Origin of the sequence: Mycolicibacterium fluoranthenivorans, from assembly GCF_011758805.1 — a bacterium.
Taxonomy (GTDB): Bacteria; Actinomycetota; Actinomycetes; order Mycobacteriales; family Mycobacteriaceae; genus Mycobacterium; species Mycobacterium fluoranthenivorans.
This window is the reverse complement of sequence record NZ_JAANOW010000003.1, coordinates 451,673-471,266: the sequence shown is the minus strand read 5'-3', so window position 1 is coordinate 471,266 and position 19,594 is coordinate 451,673. Positions and strand designations below refer to the sequence as shown.

Sequence of the window (19,594 nt, the reverse complement as noted above, 5' to 3'; positions counted from 1 at the left end):
GGGCCTCTTCCCCGGGGCCCCGAAATACTTCGCACGCGTCGCGCCGTGGGCGCAAACCGGTTGCGTCCACAGTGCGTACTGGCTCGACAGTAGGCTCGGTGGCCGGGGAGCGAAAGCTGGGCGATGTAAACATTGCGCAACACGAACTTGCGCGAGTGTCAGCACCGAACAAAGTGATCACCTTGTTCGGCAAGGTCATTCAGGGGCGCAGCCGGCGGCGCCTGGCCGCACGCACCTCGGGTACCTCGACGCCGCGCAGCGTCCGGCTGACGATATCTGTGAATTCGACGCAGGACCGATAGCGTCCGGCAGGGTCTTTCGCGAGTGCCTTCGCGAAAACGGCGTTGAGCGACGTGGGTAACCACGAGACACGTGCTGTCAGTGCCGGCACCGGATCGCGAAGGTGTGCATACGTGATGGCGAATGCGGTGCTGCGGGGGAACGGAGGCATTCCGGTGAGCCACTCGAACATGGTGCACGCCAACGCATAAAGGTCGGTCGCCGGTGTCAACTGCTGGGCCTGTAGCAGCTCGGGGGAGGCATAGGCGATGGAACCGCTGACCCGGCCGTTACTCGCCAGCGCCTTGACATCGTCGATCAACTGCGCGATGCCGAAATCGGTGAGATAGGCGCAGCTGCGGTCGGTCGTGAGCAAGATGTTGGCGGGCTTGACATCTCGGTGCAGGACATCCATCGAATGGGCATAGTCGAGCGCGTCGGCGATCTGCTCGGCCACCAGAAGTACCACGGCGGGGTCGCATGGCGCGTCCGGCCCGGGAACGAGGGCGGAAGAATCCGGTCCGTCCACGTACTGCGTCGTCATCCACAAGGTGGGAGGCGCCGGGGGCGCGGCCGGGATCTCGCCCTTCTCGAACACGGCGACGATGTGCGGATGCCGCAACAGCGACGCGATGTCGAACTCGCGGGCGAACCGTGCGCGCGCCTTCTCATAGGTGGTCGCGTCGGTGTGCAGCACCTTCATCGCGAGCGGGGCTGACTGCCCGGCGCGATGCACACGGTAAACGTCTGCGCTCGCGCCGCCGCCGAGGTGCGCATCGACGATGTAACCCGAGACGAGACTGCCGGCCCCGAACACGATGTTCAGGTTAGGCGCATCGGGGTATCCGCGCGCGTCAGCGGCTCACGTCTCCTCGGGTATCGGCGGGTGGATCCTGCTCTGCTCCATGTACGCAGGGTCGCCGGAAACGGCACAGGCAAACCTGTGCCGCGCAGCAAGAAGGCCCCGACCCGGTCATCCCAGGTCAGGGCCTTCTTCACGCTGTCGGGGTGGCGGGATTCGAACCCACGACCTCTTCGTCCCGAACCACGCCACCTGGGGTTTTGATGACGTTGGGTACGTTGGCCCGCGTAAGTTTTCCCAGCTCAGCTGCATTGGGTGGGTTGGCGCGCGCAGGAGTCGCGAAAATCTACTGCGGACTGCCTGCGGACTGAGGCACCTGGTGGTCAAGGCCGCCTTTGATTTACCGAGAGCGGGAACCTTGAAATCAGGATGTCAGTTTGGACGCTTACTCGACGGGCTTGCAACACCAGATCACGACGGATCCGCAACCAAAGATCACGTCTGCGAATGGACCTCGCGTTCCTCGCATTCCTCGCTTCCACTAGTAGTGCGTTGCTCCTTATTTCTGCGTGGCGGTGTCAGCTACTGGGGTCCGCGTTGCTTTGGAAGGCCACCAGCTGGCTTCGCGTAGAAGTGTGGCGATGGCGGGCACGGTGAGGGTGCGCACGAGGAAGGTATCGAGCAGCAATCCGAAGCCGATGATGAGGCCGGCTTGGATCATGATGGCGACTGAGCCGACCATGAGGCCGAACATGCTGGCGGCGAATATCAGACCAGCTGAGGTGATGACGGCTCCGGTGTTTGCCACGGTGCGCAGGACGCCGACGCGGATGTTGGTCCCGGATTCTTCGCGGAGCCGTGAGACGAGCAGCATGTTGTAGTCGGCGCCGACGGCGACGAGGATGATGAATGCCAGTAATGGTACGGGCCAAGCGATTTCGTAGCCCAGTCCCCATTGGAATACCACAACGCCGATGCCGAGCGAGGCGAGGTAGTTGAGCACGACGGTGCCTAAGAGGTAGAGCGGCGCCAGGAGTGCGCGCAGCAGTAGGACCAGGATGACGCCGACGATGATTATGGTGGCGACGGCCAGTTGTGCGAAGTCGGCCCATAGGAATCGTTGGATATCGGAGTTGACGGCGGGGAAGCCGGCGACGGATACGGTGGCGTCGGCGAGCGACGTGTTGGGTCGTGCGGTGTTGGCGGTGTCGGTGATGCGGCTGGCGAGCTCCATGGCTTCGACGCTGTAAGGGTCGTGGCTGCTTTCGATCATGAACCGCGCGGTCTTGCCGTCCGGTGAGAGGAATTGCTTGGCAACATCGGTGAATTGCCGGTTCTCGAATGCATTAGCGGGCAAGTAGAAACCGCTCGAGGAGTCGGAGTCCGCCGCTGCGCGTGAGGAATTCTGTAGTTGGGTGGCGATCTGGCTCATACCGGACAGCATTTCGATGTTGCTGTCGGCGAGGGTGCGGACACCGGTCGCGAGTGCTTGAGCGCCGGAGGCCAGCTGTCCGATTCCCTCCTGTAGTCGGCGGAGGTTGGTGGCCAGGTCGTCGGGATCACCCAGGGCTCCGAATGCCTTGTCCAGCGAGGCGACTGCGTTCTGGACGTTGGCGAGGGTGCCACCAACGGTGGCATTGGTCGCGGGATCGTAGCGGTCCCCGAGGTCGGCGATCTGGTCGAAGAATCCGCTGTCGCGCAGGCTGACCAAAATCTTCACCTGGTCACGAATTTGGGCGCACTGCGGGGTGGCGGCACACCACGGTGAGGTGTTGAGCGCGCCCACGAGTGGATCGAGCTGGGTGATCGCGTTCTGCGCCTGGTTGGCCAGCGGTCGCAGTCCTGGGCCGGATTGGATGGCTTGGTCGACGGCGGGGGCGGTGGCGGAAAGTTGTTGCAGCAGCGGGCGGAACTGGTTGACCTGAGTTCCCGCGGATTGAGCTTGGGTGAAGATTCCGGCCAGTGGCGCGAGGGCGGTGCGCACCGTGCCATCGAGTTGGGCGAGGCCGTCGGCGAGCTGGTCGGCGCCGCCTGTGAGTTTGGCGAGGTCGTCTTTGCGTGAGTTGCCCTCGGCGACCGCGCCGGCCATTTTGTCGCCGATCTGGCCGTTCTGCCAGGCCAGTTCTGCTTGGTCGAGGCGCTCCCCGGTGGGGCGGGTGACTCCGGACACTCTGGTGACGCCGGGGATCTGGGAGACGCGAGAGGCCATCTCGTCGAGATCGGCCAGCCCCCTCCCGGTCCGCATGTCGGTCGGGTTCTCTACGACGAGGAACTCGCTGATGACGACGTCCTTGCGGAAGTGGCGGTCCAGAAGTTGGTAGCCCTGGTTGCTGGCCGTGGTGTCTGGTTGTCCCTTGCGGTCGTCGTAGCTGATTTTGATGGTCGCAGCGGCTGCCGATAGGGCGAGCAGGATGGCCAGGCTGACGATCAGCAGTGGCACCGGACGGCGGACCACGGCGACGGCGACGCTGTTCCAGTAGCGGCGGGTGCGATCGGATTTGGGTTCACCGATGCCGCGTTTGGCGGCTAGCGACAGCACGGGTGGCAGCAGGGTGACGGTCGCCAGAAATCCGAACAGCACGGCGATGGCGCACGCGGGGCCCAGGGCGGCGAAGACGCTGAGCCGCGCGAAGACCATGGCCAAGAACGCGAGTGCCACGGTGGCGGCGGACGCCAGGATGACGCGCCCGATGCTGGCGGTGGCGTGGATGATCGCCTGATCGGCGGGTACTTGGGCGCGGCGCTGCTCGTGGTACCGGCTGATCAGAAAAACTGTGTAATCAGTTCCGGCGCCGAGCAGGATCGCCGTCATGAATGCGACGGTGAACTGGGAGACCGGCATGCCCATCTCGCCGAGGGCGGATAGCACGCCGCGCCCAACCGCCAGGCTCAACCCGATTACCAGCAGTGGCAACAGCGCGGTGAACACTGACCGGTAGACGATCAGCAAGATCAGGGCGATCACGCCGGCGGTAGCGATCGAGATCAACAGCAGGTCGTGCTCGGCGGAGGCGATCATGTCGCTGAAGGTCGCCGGTGGTCCCGTCACTTGGACGGTCGTGGTCGATCCGGTGAACACCTCCGCGGCGATGTCGCGCACCGCGTTCAAGGATTCGGCTGCCGTGGGGTCTCCGAGGGTGCCGGTGACACCGACGGGCAGATACCAGGCTTTGCGGTCGGCGCTGACTGCCTGAGCTTCGGTAATCGGATCGGCCAGCAGGTCCTGCACCAGCAGGACGTGGTCGCCCTCGGCCTGCAACCGGCGCACGAGTTCGCCGTAGCGCTGCCGTGCAGTTGGAGTCAAGCCAGTGGGGTCTTCCATGGCGACGAACACCATGGTTTTCGAGCCTTCTTCGCCGAACGCGGCGCTCATGCGGTCAACCGTCTGCAAGGACGGGGCGTCGCGAGGAATGAGGTCCACCGACTGTTGGCGCACCACGGTTTCCAGCTGTGGGAACAGCAGCGCGAGAACCACCGCGGCGCCTAGCCATACCCCGATGACGAGCGCTTTGTGTCGGAGGGTGAACCGGGCCAGGGTCGCCAACCGTTCGCTGTACTCGCGAGTGTCGGCCGGATCGGTGGATCCGTTGGCGCGCCGACCAGGCCGCTTGGCCTGGCTTGGGGCATCTGCACTGCCGTCGGTCACTTGGCCTCCACTGGTAGCGATACTGCCGGTATCGGTACGCTACCGCACGTAGTGCAAGTGGTGACGGCGACCGGTGGGGGCCTCGCTCAAGAGCGTGATGAGTCGACTCCCTACGGGATTGCGGCGGGCCAGTCGGCCGCGAATACCTGCACGGCGTGCAGGGCGCCTCCTACCGCCACCGTCGCCAGTGCCGCACGATCACTGCTGGGGGCGGGAATGACGACAGCCGCTGCCACGTCTCTGAGAACTCGAAGTTTGAGCGTTCTGATCGTCAATCGCTGCCCTCCGCGGAGTCCTATGGTGGCACGCGCCCCCATTGGGGGCGGATGCTACCAAAGTGTTGCGACCTACTGTGGTTTGCCAAGATGGACATGTGCGGACGCGGTCGAAGAGATGGGGCGGGCGTACCGGTGCTGAACGCCGGGCGGAGCGCCGTCAGCGCCTCATTGATGCCGCGACGGAAATCTGGAGTGAAAGCGGTTGGGCAGCAGTCACGATGAGAGGAGTGTGCGCCAAAACCGGCCTGAACGACCGTTACTTCTACGAAGACTTCAAGACCCGCGACGAGTTACTTGTCGCTGCATGGGACGGCGTGCGCAACGAGATGCTCGGTGAGGTTTCTGCGACGCTCGCAGAACGCATCGGGCAGCCGCCGATGGAGACCATCCGCGTGACCATCGCCGCGGTGGTCGACCGGATTGCAGAGGATCCGGGCAGGGCGAAGATTCTACTGGCTCAACACGTGGGCAGTTCCCCGCTTCAGGATCGGCGCGCTGTCGCACTGCAGGAGGCGACACACCTGGTGATCGCAGCCAGTGAGCCACACCTGAGGCCGGAAGCCGATGAAACCGCCCTTCGGATGGACACACTGGTGGCCGTTGGTGGCTTCGTCGAATTGATCACCGCATGGCATGCAGGTTTGCTTGACGTCATCCAGGGGGAGATCGTGGAGCACACGAGTCGGCTTGCCGAGACGCTCGCCGAACGTTATTTGGTCGACGACGCTGGCCTCTAATGTTGTACAGCGGCGTTCATGTGTTCAGTCCGGAATGAAGCAAGCGGAGGCACCTCGACATTCGCGAAGCGCGGCCGGGAGGCGCCAGAAGCTAACTCTGAGGTTTGGCTTTGGTCGTGGCCGACTCGACTGCGTTCTGCAGCAGCACATAGCTGCCGAGGCTGCCCAGGAAACCTGCGCAGTGCTGAACGAGTTCATCGGTGGTGAACTCGAGTTCTCCGTCGAGCCAGCGGCGCAAGACTTCGAATAACCCACCCACACCCAATGTCGAGGCCAAATGGGCAACGCCCACTGCGGAGTCGGCGATGTCAAGGTGAAGTCTGGCCTCACGCAATACGAGGTCGGTGAAACCGGTCATCATGTCGCTGCGTAACTCCCGAAGCAGCGGCTCCGTTGCAGATTCCACGAACAAGATCCGACCCAGTCGAGGATCATTGTTGATCATGCTGACCAGCCCGCGGATCGGCGCGTACGCGAGCACCTCGGGTGGGGCGCCGGCATCGGGGATCGCGTCAACTATCACCTCCTGGAAGGTTGCGTAGAGCTGCTGGTAGGCAGCTCGCAAGAGGGCGTCTCTGTCAGGGAAATGCTGATAGAAGTAGCGTGACGTCACGCCGGACTCAGCGCATACGGCAGTCACCGTGGCGGCGGCAACGCCGTGCGTGCCGATCAACTCCATCGCGGCCTCGATGAGACGCGTGCGCCTGTTCCGGTGACGCTCCTCGGCGGACATCCCGCTGTACACCCGCACCGATCGCACAACGCATAGCTTGCCATCTAATTCTGACTAGGCGTAAAGTCAGATCATCAGTGCCCATGACAACAGGAGAACAACATGAGCGACGATTCGTCCACACGGCCCACCACGCGGGTCGTCCCGAAGCCCCGCCGTGTCCGATTCGACATGCCTGCTGAGACCAATCGGCAGCACTTCGTCGATGGCGACTTGGTGATGAGCCACTTTGTGTCCACCTTGTCGGCCACGTTCCCCGAAGGCGAAGACTTCTTCATCCGGTCAGTCCGCGAGTACCGGGACCACATCAGCGACGCTGACCTGAAGGAGGCGGTCAAGGGATTCATCGCTCAAGAGGCCACCCACCGGCACCAGCATCGGCTGCTCAACGATCGCCTTCAAGCGATGGGCTATCCCACCGAGGGGATCGATCGGCATATCAAGAAGTTGGTTGGCCGACTCGAGAAGCGTTTTTCTCCCAAGATGCGCCTGGCTGTGACGGCAGCCCTCGAGCACTACACGGCGACATTCGCCGAGATCATTCTCACCAGCGACGAAGCTCAAGAACTGATCGGCTACACCGAGGTGCGGCCGATTCTGCTTTGGCACGCACTGGAGGAATGCGAGCACAAGGCCGTCGCTTTCGATGTCTACGAGACGGTCGGTGGAAGCGAACGCACCAGGGTCTGGGGAATGCGGATCGCCAGTCTCCTATTGTTCACCGAGTTGGTCATCCAGACCACCCGCTCTCTGGCCGGCGATCGTGCCGCCTACAACCCGGTGCGGTTGCTGCGCAGCCTTCGAGCCTTCCGTCATAACCCGCTGTTCAGCCGAGCAGCGATTGAGCGCTTCCGTTCCTACACCCACGCCGGGTTCCATCCCGACGACTGGGATAGCGCAGAAATCCTCGAACGTTGGACCAAGGAACTCTTCGACGCCGATGGCGGCCAACAGCTACGGAGTAACGTGTAGGTCGACAAGTACTTTTGTGGTGAAAGCCGCCATATGGAACGACCTCTTCACGAAGAAGTGCGTTGCGCCGTGGCCGCATCGCGCGTTCAGGCATTCCGCTGATGCGGGCGGAAGGGCCATTACCGCCGTCCCGTCAGCGTCCGAAGACGTCCCGGCAAATCTGCACACAAGTTGGCGCCGTGTCAGCGAGCGCGCATGTCTTCTACGAATTGCTGTCCGGAGTTGCGATGCCGTTCGCGTCGGTGATTGGTCCGGTGCCGGCAGCGACGGGTTGGGGCATGAGCACCGCAGTAGTACTTCGCATGGCGGAACGTGCCGATAAGCGTCACGAGGCTGTCCTCGGTGTTGTGAACGGCCTGTTCCTGACGACCGTGTTGGCTCACTTCATACACTGGCCGAAGCGCTGGAGATTTGGTGTGCCAAGCCTGTCCGAGTGCGAAGGACTATGCGGCCCAATCCTGGTGCCTTACAACGGTATTCTTTACATTTCGGGGCTCAGTGCTGTAGCCGGATTGCTGGAGAATGGTCGCCGAGGTGCGGTCCGTGGTGCGATCGTCCCGCTGCTGGGTGTTCCAGTTCTCCTTCGACTGCAGCGGATGGAATTCCGTCGGCTCAGTCTTCAGGCCCGGCGCAATCCTCGGTGGTGGAATCGCCGTCTGCAGATGCAACCGCCCGACCGTTCGACATCGTCAGATCCCGACCAACAGGTGCTAGGGGCAGAGTCATAGCACGGAGTCGACATGGCGAGCCGATCACCCTTCAGTCAACGGAGGGTCGAACTCCGTCAGGGGGCCATCCTTCGAGGCCGTCTTCTAGCGGCACGTGCAAGGACCGCAGCAGCGCTGAGAACAATCTCCAATTCCCGATCGCGGCGACGAGTTCGACGAGGACGGCCGGGTCCCCGTGCAACGCGCGCTGACACTCAGCCCAGGTTTCATCCGAGATGGTGCCGTCACGCAACGTCTCGTCTGTCGCCGCCAGTACCGCCCGCTCGGCTTCGCCGAAGTGGCCGGCGTTCTGCCAGTCGCGCACCCCGAGCAGGTCGCGTTCGGGCACATCGAGCAAGCGGGCAACCCTCCAGTGTTGCGTCCACTCATAGACCGAATCAGTGACCCAGCCGATTCGCATGATGATCAGCTCCCGTAGCCGCGCATCCAGCGCGCCTTTCCACAGCAACGCCTCCAGCATTCCATGCAATGCGACGGCTACAGGGGGCTGATGAAGCGCGATCCTGAAAACAGACAGTTCAGCCATGGCGTCCGGAATCCCGCATTGAGCGGCGCGCTCGCGGGCATCTGTCAGGGCAAGCATGTCAACCCGGCTTTGGCTGCTCACGGTGGATCCTTCCGGTTGGGCGCTAGTTGGCGCTGTCAGGCGATCGGCACAAAGACGTTGTGCAGAGCGGGGACCCGGTCCGGCTCGTTGCCGGCCAGAAGGTCGAGCAGCCCGGGCAGGCCGGCGAAACCGGTGATCTCGCGGTGCAATTCTTCGAAGGGCCAACGCCTAGAGACCAGCAGCTCGATGGCGCTCTGGTAGGCGGGGTAGTCGACCCCCAACGAACCGAAGATGCGTAGTTCCTTGAATACGAGCAGGTCTGGCTCGAAGCCCGGCGCTCCGCCGCCGCCGCGTGTGCCCGCGACCACCACGCGTCCGCCGGGCTGCGCGAGTGCGACGGCGTCCGCGAATGCGGCTGGCGCCTTCGCGGTGACGTCGACGACGACATCTGCGAGCCGGCCGGTCGCCATTTGCAGGGCCTGCGCCGGGTCGTCTTCGGTGACGTCGATGGTCAGGTCCACGCCGAACTGGTGGGCTGCGGCTAGCCGAGTTCGGTCGCGAGGGCCGACCCCGGTCATCGCGACGAATGCCGCTCCGGCCTCCTTGGCGGCTACGGCAGCACAAATCCCGCGGATCCCTGGTCCGAGGACCGCGACGACGTCGCCCGGGCTTGTCTCGGGCAACATGGCAGCCCATTTGATCCCTGCCCCAAGCGGATTGAACAACGTCGCGACGATCGGGTCGAGTCCGTCCGGGACCGGCAACGGCATGGAATCGAACGGCAGATGCAGGTGGGTTGCATAGCCTCCCCACAGGCCGGGCGGGATGTTCACGTCGACGAAGCCGAACATGGTGGCGAGGCCGTTGCTCGAGCACCTGCGATACTCGCCGCGGCCGCACGAGTCGCACTCCCGACACGATCGGAACACCTCGACGGCGACTCGCTGACCCACCGAGACGCCCCAACGCTCGCGCGCGGCGTCACCGATTCCCTCGATGACGCCGATGATCTCGTGTCCGGGGATGAAGGCGAACCCCGTCGGCAGGTGTCCGCTGAACTGCTCGTGGTCGGTTCCGCAGAGCCCGCACGCCTCGATCCGCAGGAGACCGGACTCGTCGTCGATGCGCGGCACCGGAAGATGCCGCCGTTCAAGGGTGCGCGGCTTGGTCAGCACGAGCGCGTCGGCGTTCACGACAGTTCGAATTCGACGTGTCCGTCCGCCTGCCGCACGGCGACTTGGTGTCCGACGCACATGTCTCGTGACATTGCCACCGCCACCTCGGCATCGTCACTGCGCGCCGCGACGCGGCGGCCGTCGGTCATGCGCGCGAAAATCGGCACCCAGGAGGGGCCTTGGTCACGGTCGTGCACGACGGTGTATCCATCTATGGTCGCCTCTCCGGATGCGTCGGCGGGAGAAGCGACCGGGAGGGAGGTGCCGTCGATCGCAGACTGCGCATCGGCCATGTCCGGAGTCTGCCATCCCGTTGGCGGTGGAGTCGCCGACCACAGACCCAGCGAGTGCTTTGTGATGTACCAGCCCAGTCCGGACACGAGCCCGACGGCGTCCGGGTCGCTCCTGCAGCGTCGCACCATCTCGACGATCGAATGGCTGACATAGTTGTTACCCGGCCCTCCGTGGTAGGGCAGTCCGCCGGTCACCGTGAACCCGCGGTCATCCGCCGGGTCGAGATCCAAGGCGTCGATCGCCGCCTCGACCGCGGAAGGAAAGCAAGAGTAGAAATCAAACCATCTAATGTCGTCGATGTGAAGTCCACTGGCCGCCAATACCGCCTTGCCGGCGGCCCTTATTCCGGCGGAACGACCCAGATCAGGCCGCTGAACCGGGAAATACACGTCGTTGCATGTGGCCGACGACCACGGGAAGACCCAACGATCACTGGGCACTCCGAGTTCCTCGGCGACTTCGGCGGCCATGATCACGAAAGCGGCAGCCATATCCACGGCGATGATGCTGTTGAGCAGCTTCGGGTACGGCTCGCACACCATCCGGTTAGCCGGGGAGACCGTGCTGAGCTCGTCTGCGCTACGGGCACGCGGAAACCAGGCCTGCTCGAGATGTCGGGACGCCTCAACCGTGAACGGAGCCATCAAGTCACCCAGCCAGCGGCGCTGTTCGTCGAATGTGCGGCCTGATCGGGCCGCGATCGCGGATTCGAAGATCGGGTACACCTCGTGCGGCCAATGTAACCCGGCGCCCACCTCGGCTTCGCTCAGTCCCGGGCGGGTGTCACCGAGTGACTCGTCCTGTGCTGCGATGGGTTTGGGCTCCAAAAGTGCGCTACCGGATGCGACTTTGCGTGCTGACGCGCCGCTTTCCGCTCCGACGATCAGAGCCGCGTCGCTGACGCCGCGCCAAATGCGGCGGCCGAGGACCTCGACCAGATACTGGGGGGTGTTGCCGCCGACCGGACAACTGATGCGATGATCCGGCGTCAGCCCAGTCGCTTCGGCAATCCTCGACGCGGGGTTGTCGCGTGGGATCATCAAGATTCCGGGCGTCGCCACGGTATCGATGCGATGCCCGATCGCGGCCGAAGCATCATGCAGCGCTCGACGCGCGGCCTCGGCGGCCAAATCGATGGGATCGACGGTGCCTTCACCGCGATGTGTGAGTTCACCGACGCCGACGACAACCGGAGTGCGTGGTGGGATGGCCAACGGTCAGATCACGCTCATCGTCGAGGTCTTCTATGCGACACGACTGCGATATTGTCACATCCGTTTCCATGCGACAACCGCGGGTGTTCGACAGAGCGAGTCCCTTGACAGGGCATACTCGTACCCGTGACGAAGAGATCGTTGCGGCGGGGCGACGCGACTCCTGGGCGAAACCGCGATATGGCGCGCGATCGCCTACTCGACGCCGCCGAAACGTGCCTGCAAGGCAAGGGGCTGTCGGGCACCACGATGGAGGATATCGCCAGGCATGCGGGCGTATCGCGCGCCACGGTCTATCGCTACTTCGCTAGTCGCGAATCCGTCGTATCCGGTGTCATCGTCCGCGCAGCGGAACGCTACCTGCACCGCACCAGCGGACGGATCTTGGCGCACACCGACTTGGGCTCTGCCATATTGGACTTCGTTGCAGTCACGGTGCGCGCGGCACGCCGCGAACCGATAATCGGCATGCTCTTCGCCAGCGACGATGAACTCGCCGGCGTGGGACTGGCCGAGGGAACGTCGGTGGCGCTGTTCGAACTCGTCGCCGAGTTTCTGCGACCCGTGTTCGCCGCACACTGGCATCAACTCGAAGCCGGCGTTTCGGTCGATGACGCCGCCGAATGGATTTTGCGCATCATCCTCAGCTTGCTCGCGGTTCGCGGCCCCCGGCACCGCAGCCCCGAAGGAATCGATGCTTTCTTGCGCCGATTCCTGCTTCCCGCGCTACTGGCCGACACTCACAGTTGCATTGCTGCGACAACTGCGGAGTAGTGTCTCAGCGATGGCATCGGTATCGCTGAACGAAACGAGGCGCTGACCATGGACTTCCCCCAGTTCAACAAGCAAATAGCCGAGGAGCTCCAGCACGCGGGGGGAACCTCGGGAGGGCTCGCCAAGTACTTGGACTTCCGCCACATCGAGTTCTCCGCCGGGAGACTGGTAGTGGAAATGGACGCCCGAGCCGATTTGTTGACTCCTTTCGGCACTCTGCATGGCGGATGCCTGTCAGCGATGGTCGACCACTGCTTGGGCGTGGTGTTCTATCCGGTGATCCCACCTGGGTCATGGGTGGCCACAACCGAATTCAAACTGAACCTCCTACGTCCGGTGTCCAGTGGAGTCTGCGTTGCGGTCGCCGACATCATCGCGCTGGGGAAGCGTAGCGGCGTCGCCAGGATCGACATCACCAATACGGGACGCCCGGTATGCGCCGCACAGGGAACAGTGACCGTCGTCGCCCAGAGCGCCTCGTGATCCGGTCGCGGAACGAGAACGCTGCCCAAGGCGACCATCGAGGACACAGCAAATGACCTCAACGTTCGAGCGCGTCCGCAACGAAGACGGAACCGCCCTTGCAGCCGATGTCTACCGACACGAATCCGCCCGCGCGGTCGTCATACTGCTGCACGGCGGTGGACAGAACCGCCATGCCTGGGCGACTACGGCGCGCCGCTTACACGCGCGCGGGTATACCGTCGTCGCTTACGACGCCCGCGGTCACGGCGACAGCGAGTGGGACCCCGATGGTCGATACGATCTCGACCGACTTGCATCCGACCTGCTGTCGATTCGCCGATATGCCAGCGATGGCCGCCCGCCAGCTGTCGTTGGCGCATCCTTGGGCGGCATGACGGTGTTGGGAACGCATTTGGTGGCGCCTGCCGATCTGTGGGGAGCCGTCGTACTGGTCGACATAACTCCGCGAATGGAGTTTCACGGAGCACGCCGCGTCGTGTCTTTCATGGGCGCCCATCCCGACGGATTCGATACGCTCGACGCGGCCGCGGACGTCATTGCCCAGTACAACCGGCATCGCGCTCGGCCCAAGAACTTGGACGGTCTCCGAAAGGTCTTGCAGCAGCGCGACGACGGTCGGTGGATCTGGCGATGGGATCCGGCGTTCATAGCTTCCAACTTCGAGTTCCTGCAGGGCGACCCAGCAACTGGTGCCAAAGAATTCGGCGCCATAAGCGACCTTCTCATCGAAGGGGCCCGCCGCGTGCGAGCACCAACGCTTCTCATTCGCGGCGTTCACTCCGACGTGACGTCGCAGCAGTCGGTCGAGGAGTTCCTCGAAGTCGTACCGCACGCCGAGGCTGTCGACGTTTCGGGCACGGGCCACATGGTTGCGGGCGACGACAACGACGCCTTCACTTCGGCAGTCGCAGATTTTCTCGACCGCACGCTGAACGACTCGTCGGACTGAGCGTCTTTCAGGGCCTTGCGATGGCCGCGGCCCGGCGACGTCAGGTTGTCAAGGCCTCACGAACCGCTTCCGTGAACGCATTCCTCGGGGGGGGGGGGGGGTGCACATCCGCGGGTACGAAGGCCTCGATGCCAAACGAAAATACCGACAACGCCAGACCGAGCAACGGCCAGACCGACGAAGATGAGCTTCCACGTCCACACCTCCAGCGGGGCCCGGAGCACAAGACGCCGACCACGGAACTCGACGCTGCACACCCGGATCCCAACACCCCGCGGCTGTCATATCCGGCCGAAAGGCGAGGAGGTAGTTCCGGGATGAGTTCTATCAACGTCGCAACTGGCCGGGTTTTCAACCGTCGTCAACATCGACAATGAGATCGGCTTGGGGAGACGAAGGCGAAGGCCTTGCTGGGCTCAGTGGCACGCTCTTTACGCGCTCAAAGCTGGCCCGAGGAACCGCTCAATGATCTCACGTTCTGTGCCAGGAACGCTTGCCGGCCAGTGCCACAGCGCAAGCACTGCGCGTACGAACCACTGGGCGGCGGCCTCGTCGTGACGGTCTGAGCCGATCATGCTTGTCGCGATGCCGGTGACGATGGGCGAGGTCTCGATCCATCGCCGGTTCTTCGGATTGGATGACCGAAGCAGTTGTTGGACAATGTGTTCCGTGCGGAGGTGGTGTAGGGCCACGCTGACGGCGACGACGATCCGCTCATGCCCTGTCAAATCGCAGATTGCGTCGTCCACGGCGTTTACGATGCGCGACGACAGCCTCACCACGACCGCTTCGCAAATCGCGGCTTTCCCACCCGCGTGACGGTAGATCGTTGCCGGCGAACAGTGGACCGACGCGGCGAGTTCGTGGATGGAGAAATCATCGAAGCCTCGGCGTCCGATCAAACTCGCGGCCGCCTGGAGAATCCTTTCAGTCGCAGCGGCCGCTCTGGGCTGCTCGAGTAGCCAGTCGTTGCCTGTCACTTCCAAGGCCTTCCGATGTTCGACACCCCTGGTCGGCTTGGGAGAATTCTCGGAATGAGAATTAATAGACTCTCCCAATCGCAGTATTAGCATTTCACAGCTCTATAGTGATAATCCAGACCCGCCGAGGGCAGACGATTTCCTATCAACTGTTGCCGCACCATTGACGCGGTGGATCGCCGTTGGCCAGCCTTGATGCCATGACATACTGCGCAGCGCGCTCAGGCACCAACCGTCCGGCGACCTTAGCGGGGACTACCGATGAGTAGATGGCGCTCGGATAGCGCGGTGCGGCAAATCGGGGCACCGGTGGTGGCGGCTGTCGGAATGAACATTGCTGCGGCCGTACGGGTCCGGCGCCGTGGCTATGCAGGATGGACCGGTGCGGTAAACACCGATTACGATCCACTCGATCCAGCGACCGCGGCGCAGCCATTCGATGCCTATCGCGCGCTGCACGCCGGAGGGCGGGTGCACTACAACCCCAAACGTGCGACCTTCATTCTGAGCCGACACGAAGACATCCGAGCAGCCCTACGCGACACCGACGCCGTCACAAGTAGCCAGGGCGTCACCCGAATGAAGATCTCGGCACCGATCTTGGTGCTCACCGACGGCGATGACCACACCCGGCTTCGCAAACAGGTTCAACCCGGGTTCACCAGGGGAGCTATGAGCGACTGGCAGGGGATGGCAGACCAACTCGCCAAAGAACTCGTCGCCGACGTCGTCGCCAACCCCGGTTGCGACGTTATGGAGCGCCTCGCCGTGCCTTTGCCCATCCGAATGATCGCGCACATAATCGGGATTCCGCCCGAAGATGTCCAGAACTTCCGATCATGGTCCGAAGACGGTGTCGGCGTCATCAATGCCGGCGTGAGCCCCGCCGGGCTGCGGCAGGGGCTCAAGGGGGTTCGGGCGATTGCGGCACTGCGCCGGTACTTCAAGGATCAGTTGGCCTCGGGCAAGCTCAAGGGGTCAGATACCGTACTGGGTCGGCTCGTCGATAACAACGAGGACGGCAAGCTCTCCGACGACGAGCTCTTCTTCATCGCGATGCTCCTGTTATTCGCTGGGAATGAAACCACCACCAACCTCATCGGCGGGATGTTCGACACCCTTGCCCACGCCCCCGATCAGTTCGCCATGATCCGAGACGATCCCGACCTGATCCCCAGCGCTGTCGAGGAACAGCTGCGGTACTCGGCGCCCATCCAAAACCTGTACCGCTACACTCGCACCGACTACAGGGTCGGCGAGGTGACTATCCCGAGCGGGTCGCGGCTCTTGTTGGCATTCGGCGCGGCCAATCGCGACCCTGAGGTCTTCGAGGATCCCGATACCTACCGCGCTGACCGAAATCCGCGCAATCACATCGCATTCGGCTACGGCGTTCACATGTGCATCGGAGCAACCCTCAGTCGCATGGAGGGCCAGGCGGTGCTCCGCGAACTCACTTCCCAAGCCTCGGCCATCGCAGCGGCCGGTTCGGCCACCTGGTCAACCAACAGCTCACTTCGGGGCACCACTTATCTGCCGATTCGGCTGACACCCGCGCGGTGATGAACGAGGACTGTCCGAGAAACCGATGCGTGAATCAACGCGTAATCGGTGACGGTGGATCTCAGCTGGGTGCGCCACGCCAGAGCGTGGGCTTGGCCGCAGTCGACCGCGGTACTCCTCGCAGCGTAGTAACACCGGTAGTCTCGGACGGATGGGTGTGGTGACCGACGGCGATCCGGATGTCTCGGGCCTCGTGGTCCGAGTCCGATTCATGTTTCGACGCTGCCACCGGGCTCTACTGCGGGAAGGCTGATCGGGTGGAGTCGTCGGTCGCCGCCGTACGACACTGAAGCACCCCCCTTTCGCCGAAGCTCATGGGCGTCAGGGACGCTCAAGCACCTATCGCAAGGTGACAGGCGAGCGCATGGCAAGACCCACCCGCAACACATGCCGGATGTCGTGTTCCTCCCGGTTGTCTCGGCCGACAAGTCCCAACCCTGCGCCTCTAAACGTTAGCGACAAATAACATCTTCAGCTATTTGCAGCGGTGACCTTGGCTACTCGTCGCGACAACACTTCCCAAACCCGAGCTCCGCCTCCGGTGTCGTGCCTCAGCGCTGGACGACGCCGCCCTCGACACCGGTGAATCGCCTGCGCAGCTCGGTCTTGAGGAGCTTGCCGGTGGCGTTGCGGGGCAGCTCGGCAAGGAAGTGCACCTCGCGCGGGCACTTGAAATGCGCCAGCCGTTCGCGGCACCAGGCGATCAGTTCGTCGGCGCCGGGTACCTGTTCGGCGGCTGGGTCGGCCACCACCACGGCGACGACGCGCTCACCCCACTTGTCGTCCGGACCGCCGACGACCGCGGCGTCGAGCACACCGGGGTGACGGAACAGCACCTGCTCGACCTCGATGGGGTAGACATTTTCCCCGCCCGAGATGATCATGTCCTTCTTGCGGTCGACGAGCGTGATGTAGCCGTCGACGTCGATCCGGCCGAGATCGCCGGTGTGGAACCAGCCGCCCCGGAAGGCCTCGGCGGTGGTCGCCGGCTTCATCCAGTACCCGACGAACACGTTGGGTCCGCGCACCAGGAGCTCGCCGACGGTGTCGGCCGGGACGTCCCGGTCGTCGGCGTCGACGATTCGGGCATCGACGTGCATGGCGACCCGGCCGATCGACCCGGCCCGCGTGGTGATGTTGGCGGCGTCCAAGACCGAGACCATGGGGGCGGTCTCGGTCATCCCGAATCCCTCGGTGAAGGGGACTCCGCGTTGGTGCATGAAGTCGATGACAGTCAGCGGCATCGGTGCGCCGCCGCCCATGGCCAGACGCAGCGCGGAGAGGTCGTAGGAGTCGAAGTCGGGCACCTGGGTCAGCGCCGACCACATCGCCGGCACCATGAACTGGACGGTGGCCCGGCTCTCGGCCATCGCCTTGAGCGTGCCCACCGGGTCGAACGACGGCAGGATCACGCTGGTCCCGCCGACGTAGAGCAACGGCAACGTATGTACCCCGAGCCCGCCGATGTGGAACATCGGGGCGACTGCGACAGTCACGTCGCTGCCGGTCAGGCCTTGTTCGGCGCCCAGCACGTTGATGGCGTTCCACAGTAGGTTGTCGTGGGTGAGGATGGCGCCCTTCGGGCGGCCGGTGGTGCCCGAGGTGTACATGATGAACGCGGGGTCGCGGCCCTCGACGTCGCTGTCGAGTGGCGCGGGCGCACCGTCGGAGAGCAGGTCGGTGTAGGGGATCTCGCCGTCGGCCGGGGCGCCCCCGGCCCGGAGGGTGTGGCGGACCCGGACCCCAGGCTCGGTCAGCGCGCTGACCGCCGCCGCTGCTAGCGGCGCGTGGAACACGAACACGTCGGCGCCGGAGTCGGCGAGGATGTAGCCGATCTCCGGGCCGGCGAGCCGGACGTTGATCGGGATGGTGATGGCGCCGATCTTCGCGCAGCCGAGGAGGACCTCCAGGAACTCGACCGAGTTCACCAGCAGTATGGCCACCCGGTCCCCCTTACGGACACCGAGACGCAACAGGCTCGAGGCCACCTGGTTGGTGCGCCGATCGAAGTCGGAGTACGTGAAGCTGGTGTCACCTTGGACGAGCGCTGTGCGCTGCCCGTTGAGGAAGGCCCGTTTGGTGACCCACTGACCGATACCGCGATCCATGTTGATTTGCCTCCTCGGCAGTTTTGGTTGACAAATGCTCGTTAAGGCAGGACCCGGCCCCGGCGGGCGACCGATCACCACTGTCCGTCTTGGTAGACGGAAGCGGACAGGAACGGATGAAGGATGCTCAGTACGATCGTGGCAGGTTGAGGCTGTGCTGTGCCACGTAGTTGAGGATCATCTCTCGGCTGATCGGCGCGGTCCGCATCAGCCGTGCCGGGCCCCAGAGAGTGGCCAGCCCGTACTCGGTGGCCAACCCGTTGCCGCCGTGGGTCTGGATCGCCTGGTCGAGGGCGAGGATGCCCGCCTCGGCCGCAGCGTATTTGGCCATGTTCGACGCCTCCGCGGAACCGGGATCGCCGGCGTCGTGCAATGAGGCCGCCCGCTGGGTCATCAGCCGGGCCAGCTCCAGCTGGATTTTAGCGTGCGCAAGCGGGTGGGACAGGCCCTGGTGGGCTCCGATCGGCACGTCCCAGACCTTGCGCTCGCGCGCGTAGGCAGAGGCCTTGTCCAGCGCGTAGCGGCCGATGCCGTTTCCCAGGGCGGCGCCCATGATGCGTTCGGGGTTGAGGCCCATGAATACCTGACGCAAACCGTCGTTTTCCGCGCCGATCAGGTTCTCGGCCGGCACCCGCACGTCGTCGAAGAACAGCGTGAACTGCTTTTCAGGTGTCACCGCCTGCACCGGGATGAGGGTCTTGGTCAGCCCGGGCGCGTCGGTCGGGACCACGAGCAGGCTCAGCCGTCCGCGTCCGCGGTCGTCGGTCGCGGTGCGGGTGACGACCAGGATGGCCTCCGCCTCGTCGACGCCGGAAATGTAGTACTTGGTGCCGTTGAGTATCCAATCCCCGCCGACGCGCTTGGCGTAGGTGGAGATGTTGTGCGAGTTCGAGCCCGCATCCGGCTCGGTGATCGCGAACGCCATGATGACCTCGCCGCTGGCGATGCCCGGCAGCCAGCGTGCCTTGAGTTCGTCGCTGCCGAAAGCCTGGATGATCGTGCCGCAGATGGTGGGGGAGACCACCGTCATCAGCAGCGGGCAGCCGGCCGCGGCCAGTTCCTCACCGACGATCTGCATGTCGTAGATGCCGCCGCCACCGCCGCCGTACTCCTCGGCGATGTTGATCCCGAGGAACCCCTGTTCCCCGACGGCGTGCCAGAGTTCCGAACTCTTTTCCCCGCCGAGCGACTTGGCCACGTAGTAGTCGTGCCCGAAGTCCTTGGCGATCTCGGACACGGCCTTGCGCAGCGCTCGCCGCTCCTCGGTCTCGTGCAGTTCCATACCGCTCTCCTACTTCGATGTCACCGGCCACCGGGGCCGGTGACGGG

General features: G+C 64.0%; 17 protein-coding genes. 7 read left to right on the top strand and 10 right to left on the bottom strand.

Annotation, left to right across the window (positions count from 1 at the left end; all coding sequences use genetic code 11):
* Nucleotides 1-199: 199 nt before the first annotated feature.
* The 3 genes from FHU31_RS25675 to FHU31_RS31915 all read right to left on the bottom strand — a co-directional run bounded on the left by FHU31_RS25675 (nt 200) and on the right by FHU31_RS31915 (nt 4,963).
* Entirely contained in the window at nt 200-1,096 is an 897-nt protein-coding gene (locus FHU31_RS25675) for a serine/threonine-protein kinase (RefSeq protein ID WP_167163476.1), read from the bottom strand.
* Nucleotides 1,097-1,640: 544 nt separating this feature from the next.
* Complete coding sequence (locus tag FHU31_RS25670; protein ID WP_167163475.1) at nt 1,641-4,727, bottom strand: MMPL/RND family transporter; 3,087 nt, start codon at nt 4,725-4,727, stop codon at nt 1,641-1,643.
* A gap of 110 nt (nt 4,728-4,837) precedes the next feature.
* Nucleotides 4,838-4,963, bottom strand: coding sequence for a hypothetical protein (locus FHU31_RS31915; protein ID WP_255620133.1), 126 nt, complete (start codon nt 4,961-4,963; stop codon nt 4,838-4,840).
* A 137-nt stretch (nt 4,964-5,100) separates the two neighbouring features.
* On the opposite strand from FHU31_RS31915, the gene FHU31_RS25665 reads away from it, so the two are divergent.
* Entirely contained in the window at nt 5,101-5,742 is a 642-nt protein-coding gene (locus FHU31_RS25665; protein WP_085981140.1) for a TetR/AcrR family transcriptional regulator, read from the top strand.
* A 91-nt stretch (nt 5,743-5,833) separates the two neighbouring features.
* Here the strand turns inward: FHU31_RS25665 and FHU31_RS25660 are convergent, their stop codons facing one another.
* The gene (locus tag FHU31_RS25660; protein WP_167163474.1) at nt 5,834-6,475 is read right to left on the bottom strand and encodes a TetR/AcrR family transcriptional regulator; all 642 of its coding nucleotides are present in this window, start codon (nt 6,473-6,475) and stop codon (nt 5,834-5,836) included.
* 102 nt (nt 6,476-6,577) lie between these two features.
* Between FHU31_RS25660 and FHU31_RS25655 the strand changes: the two genes are divergently transcribed.
* Nucleotides 6,578-7,447, top strand: coding sequence for a metal-dependent hydrolase (locus FHU31_RS25655; RefSeq protein WP_167163473.1), 870 nt, complete (start codon nt 6,578-6,580; stop codon nt 7,445-7,447).
* Between the two features lie 179 nt (nt 7,448-7,626).
* Nucleotides 7,627-8,175, top strand: coding sequence for a hypothetical protein (locus tag FHU31_RS25650; protein WP_052537336.1), 549 nt, complete (start codon nt 7,627-7,629; stop codon nt 8,173-8,175).
* A gap of 31 nt (nt 8,176-8,206) precedes the next feature.
* On the opposite strand, the gene FHU31_RS25645 is transcribed toward FHU31_RS25650, so the two are convergent.
* The 3 genes from FHU31_RS25645 to FHU31_RS25635 are packed head-to-tail and all read right to left on the bottom strand — an operon-like array spanning nt 8,207 to nt 11,405.
* On the bottom strand, nt 8,207-8,782 hold the full coding sequence (locus tag FHU31_RS25645) for a carboxymuconolactone decarboxylase family protein (protein ID WP_041800308.1): 576 nt from the start codon (nt 8,780-8,782) through the stop codon (nt 8,207-8,209).
* Between the two features lie 35 nt (nt 8,783-8,817).
* On the bottom strand, nt 8,818-9,915 hold the full coding sequence (locus tag FHU31_RS25640; RefSeq protein WP_043985022.1) for a zinc-dependent alcohol dehydrogenase: 1,098 nt from the start codon (nt 9,913-9,915) through the stop codon (nt 8,818-8,820).
* The gene (locus tag FHU31_RS25635) at nt 9,912-11,405 is read right to left on the bottom strand and encodes an acetyl-CoA acetyltransferase (RefSeq protein ID WP_041800306.1); all 1,494 of its coding nucleotides are present in this window, start codon (nt 11,403-11,405) and stop codon (nt 9,912-9,914) included. The genes FHU31_RS25640 and FHU31_RS25635 overlap by 4 nt, the downstream gene beginning before the upstream one ends.
* 180 nt (nt 11,406-11,585) lie before the next feature.
* Here FHU31_RS25635 and FHU31_RS25630 point away from each other — a divergent pair, with 180 nt between their 5' ends.
* From FHU31_RS25630 to FHU31_RS25620, 3 genes are read left to right on the top strand one after another with little or no spacing between them, the layout of a single operon-like run.
* Nucleotides 11,586-12,179, top strand: a complete 594-nt coding sequence (locus FHU31_RS25630) for a TetR/AcrR family transcriptional regulator (RefSeq protein ID WP_011895464.1) — start codon at nt 11,586-11,588, stop codon at nt 12,177-12,179.
* Nucleotides 12,180-12,227: 48 nt separating this feature from the next.
* On the top strand, nt 12,228-12,662 hold the full coding sequence (locus tag FHU31_RS25625; protein ID WP_011895463.1) for a PaaI family thioesterase: 435 nt from the start codon (nt 12,228-12,230) through the stop codon (nt 12,660-12,662).
* Nucleotides 12,663-12,714: 52 nt separating this feature from the next.
* Nucleotides 12,715-13,614 (top strand): alpha/beta fold hydrolase, encoded by a 900-nt coding sequence (locus FHU31_RS25620; RefSeq protein ID WP_011895462.1) that lies wholly within the window; start codon nt 12,715-12,717, stop codon nt 13,612-13,614.
* Nucleotides 13,615-14,045: 431 nt separating this feature from the next.
* Here the strand turns inward: FHU31_RS25620 and FHU31_RS25615 are convergent, their stop codons facing one another.
* Entirely contained in the window at nt 14,046-14,594 is a 549-nt protein-coding gene (locus FHU31_RS25615) for a TetR/AcrR family transcriptional regulator (protein WP_043985023.1), read from the bottom strand.
* A 309-nt stretch (nt 14,595-14,903) separates the two neighbouring features.
* Here FHU31_RS25615 and FHU31_RS25610 point away from each other — a divergent pair, with 309 nt between their 5' ends.
* Nucleotides 14,904-16,157, top strand: a complete 1,254-nt coding sequence (locus FHU31_RS25610; protein ID WP_337789564.1) for a cytochrome P450 — start codon at nt 14,904-14,906, stop codon at nt 16,155-16,157.
* A 551-nt stretch (nt 16,158-16,708) separates the two neighbouring features.
* Here FHU31_RS25610 and FHU31_RS25605 read toward each other — a convergent pair.
* Together FHU31_RS25605 and FHU31_RS25600 are read right to left on the bottom strand one after the other, a co-directional pair.
* Nucleotides 16,709-18,265, bottom strand: coding sequence for an acyl-CoA synthetase (locus FHU31_RS25605; RefSeq protein WP_043985025.1), 1,557 nt, complete (start codon nt 18,263-18,265; stop codon nt 16,709-16,711).
* A gap of 127 nt (nt 18,266-18,392) precedes the next feature.
* The gene (locus FHU31_RS25600; RefSeq protein WP_043985026.1) at nt 18,393-19,547 is read right to left on the bottom strand and encodes an acyl-CoA dehydrogenase family protein; all 1,155 of its coding nucleotides are present in this window, start codon (nt 19,545-19,547) and stop codon (nt 18,393-18,395) included.
* Nucleotides 19,548-19,594 lie beyond the last annotated feature (47 nt).

Coding starts and splice junctions, on each gene's coding strand:
- FHU31_RS25660 (WP_167163474.1), bottom strand. CDS start 6,475: ATGTCCGCCGAGGAGCGTCACCGGAACAGGCGCACGCGTCTCATCGAG.
- FHU31_RS25655 (WP_167163473.1), top strand. CDS start 6,578: ATGAGCGACGATTCGTCCACACGGCCCACCACGCGGGTCGTCCCGAAG.
- FHU31_RS25630 (WP_011895464.1), top strand. CDS start 11,586: ATGGCGCGCGATCGCCTACTCGACGCCGCCGAAACGTGCCTGCAAGGC.
- FHU31_RS25625 (WP_011895463.1), top strand. CDS start 12,228: ATGGACTTCCCCCAGTTCAACAAGCAAATAGCCGAGGAGCTCCAGCAC.
- FHU31_RS25620 (WP_011895462.1), top strand. CDS start 12,715: ATGACCTCAACGTTCGAGCGCGTCCGCAACGAAGACGGAACCGCCCTT.
- FHU31_RS25605 (WP_043985025.1), bottom strand. CDS start 18,265: ATGGATCGCGGTATCGGTCAGTGGGTCACCAAACGGGCCTTCCTCAAC.
- FHU31_RS25600 (WP_043985026.1), bottom strand. CDS start 19,547: ATGGAACTGCACGAGACCGAGGAGCGGCGAGCGCTGCGCAAGGCCGTG.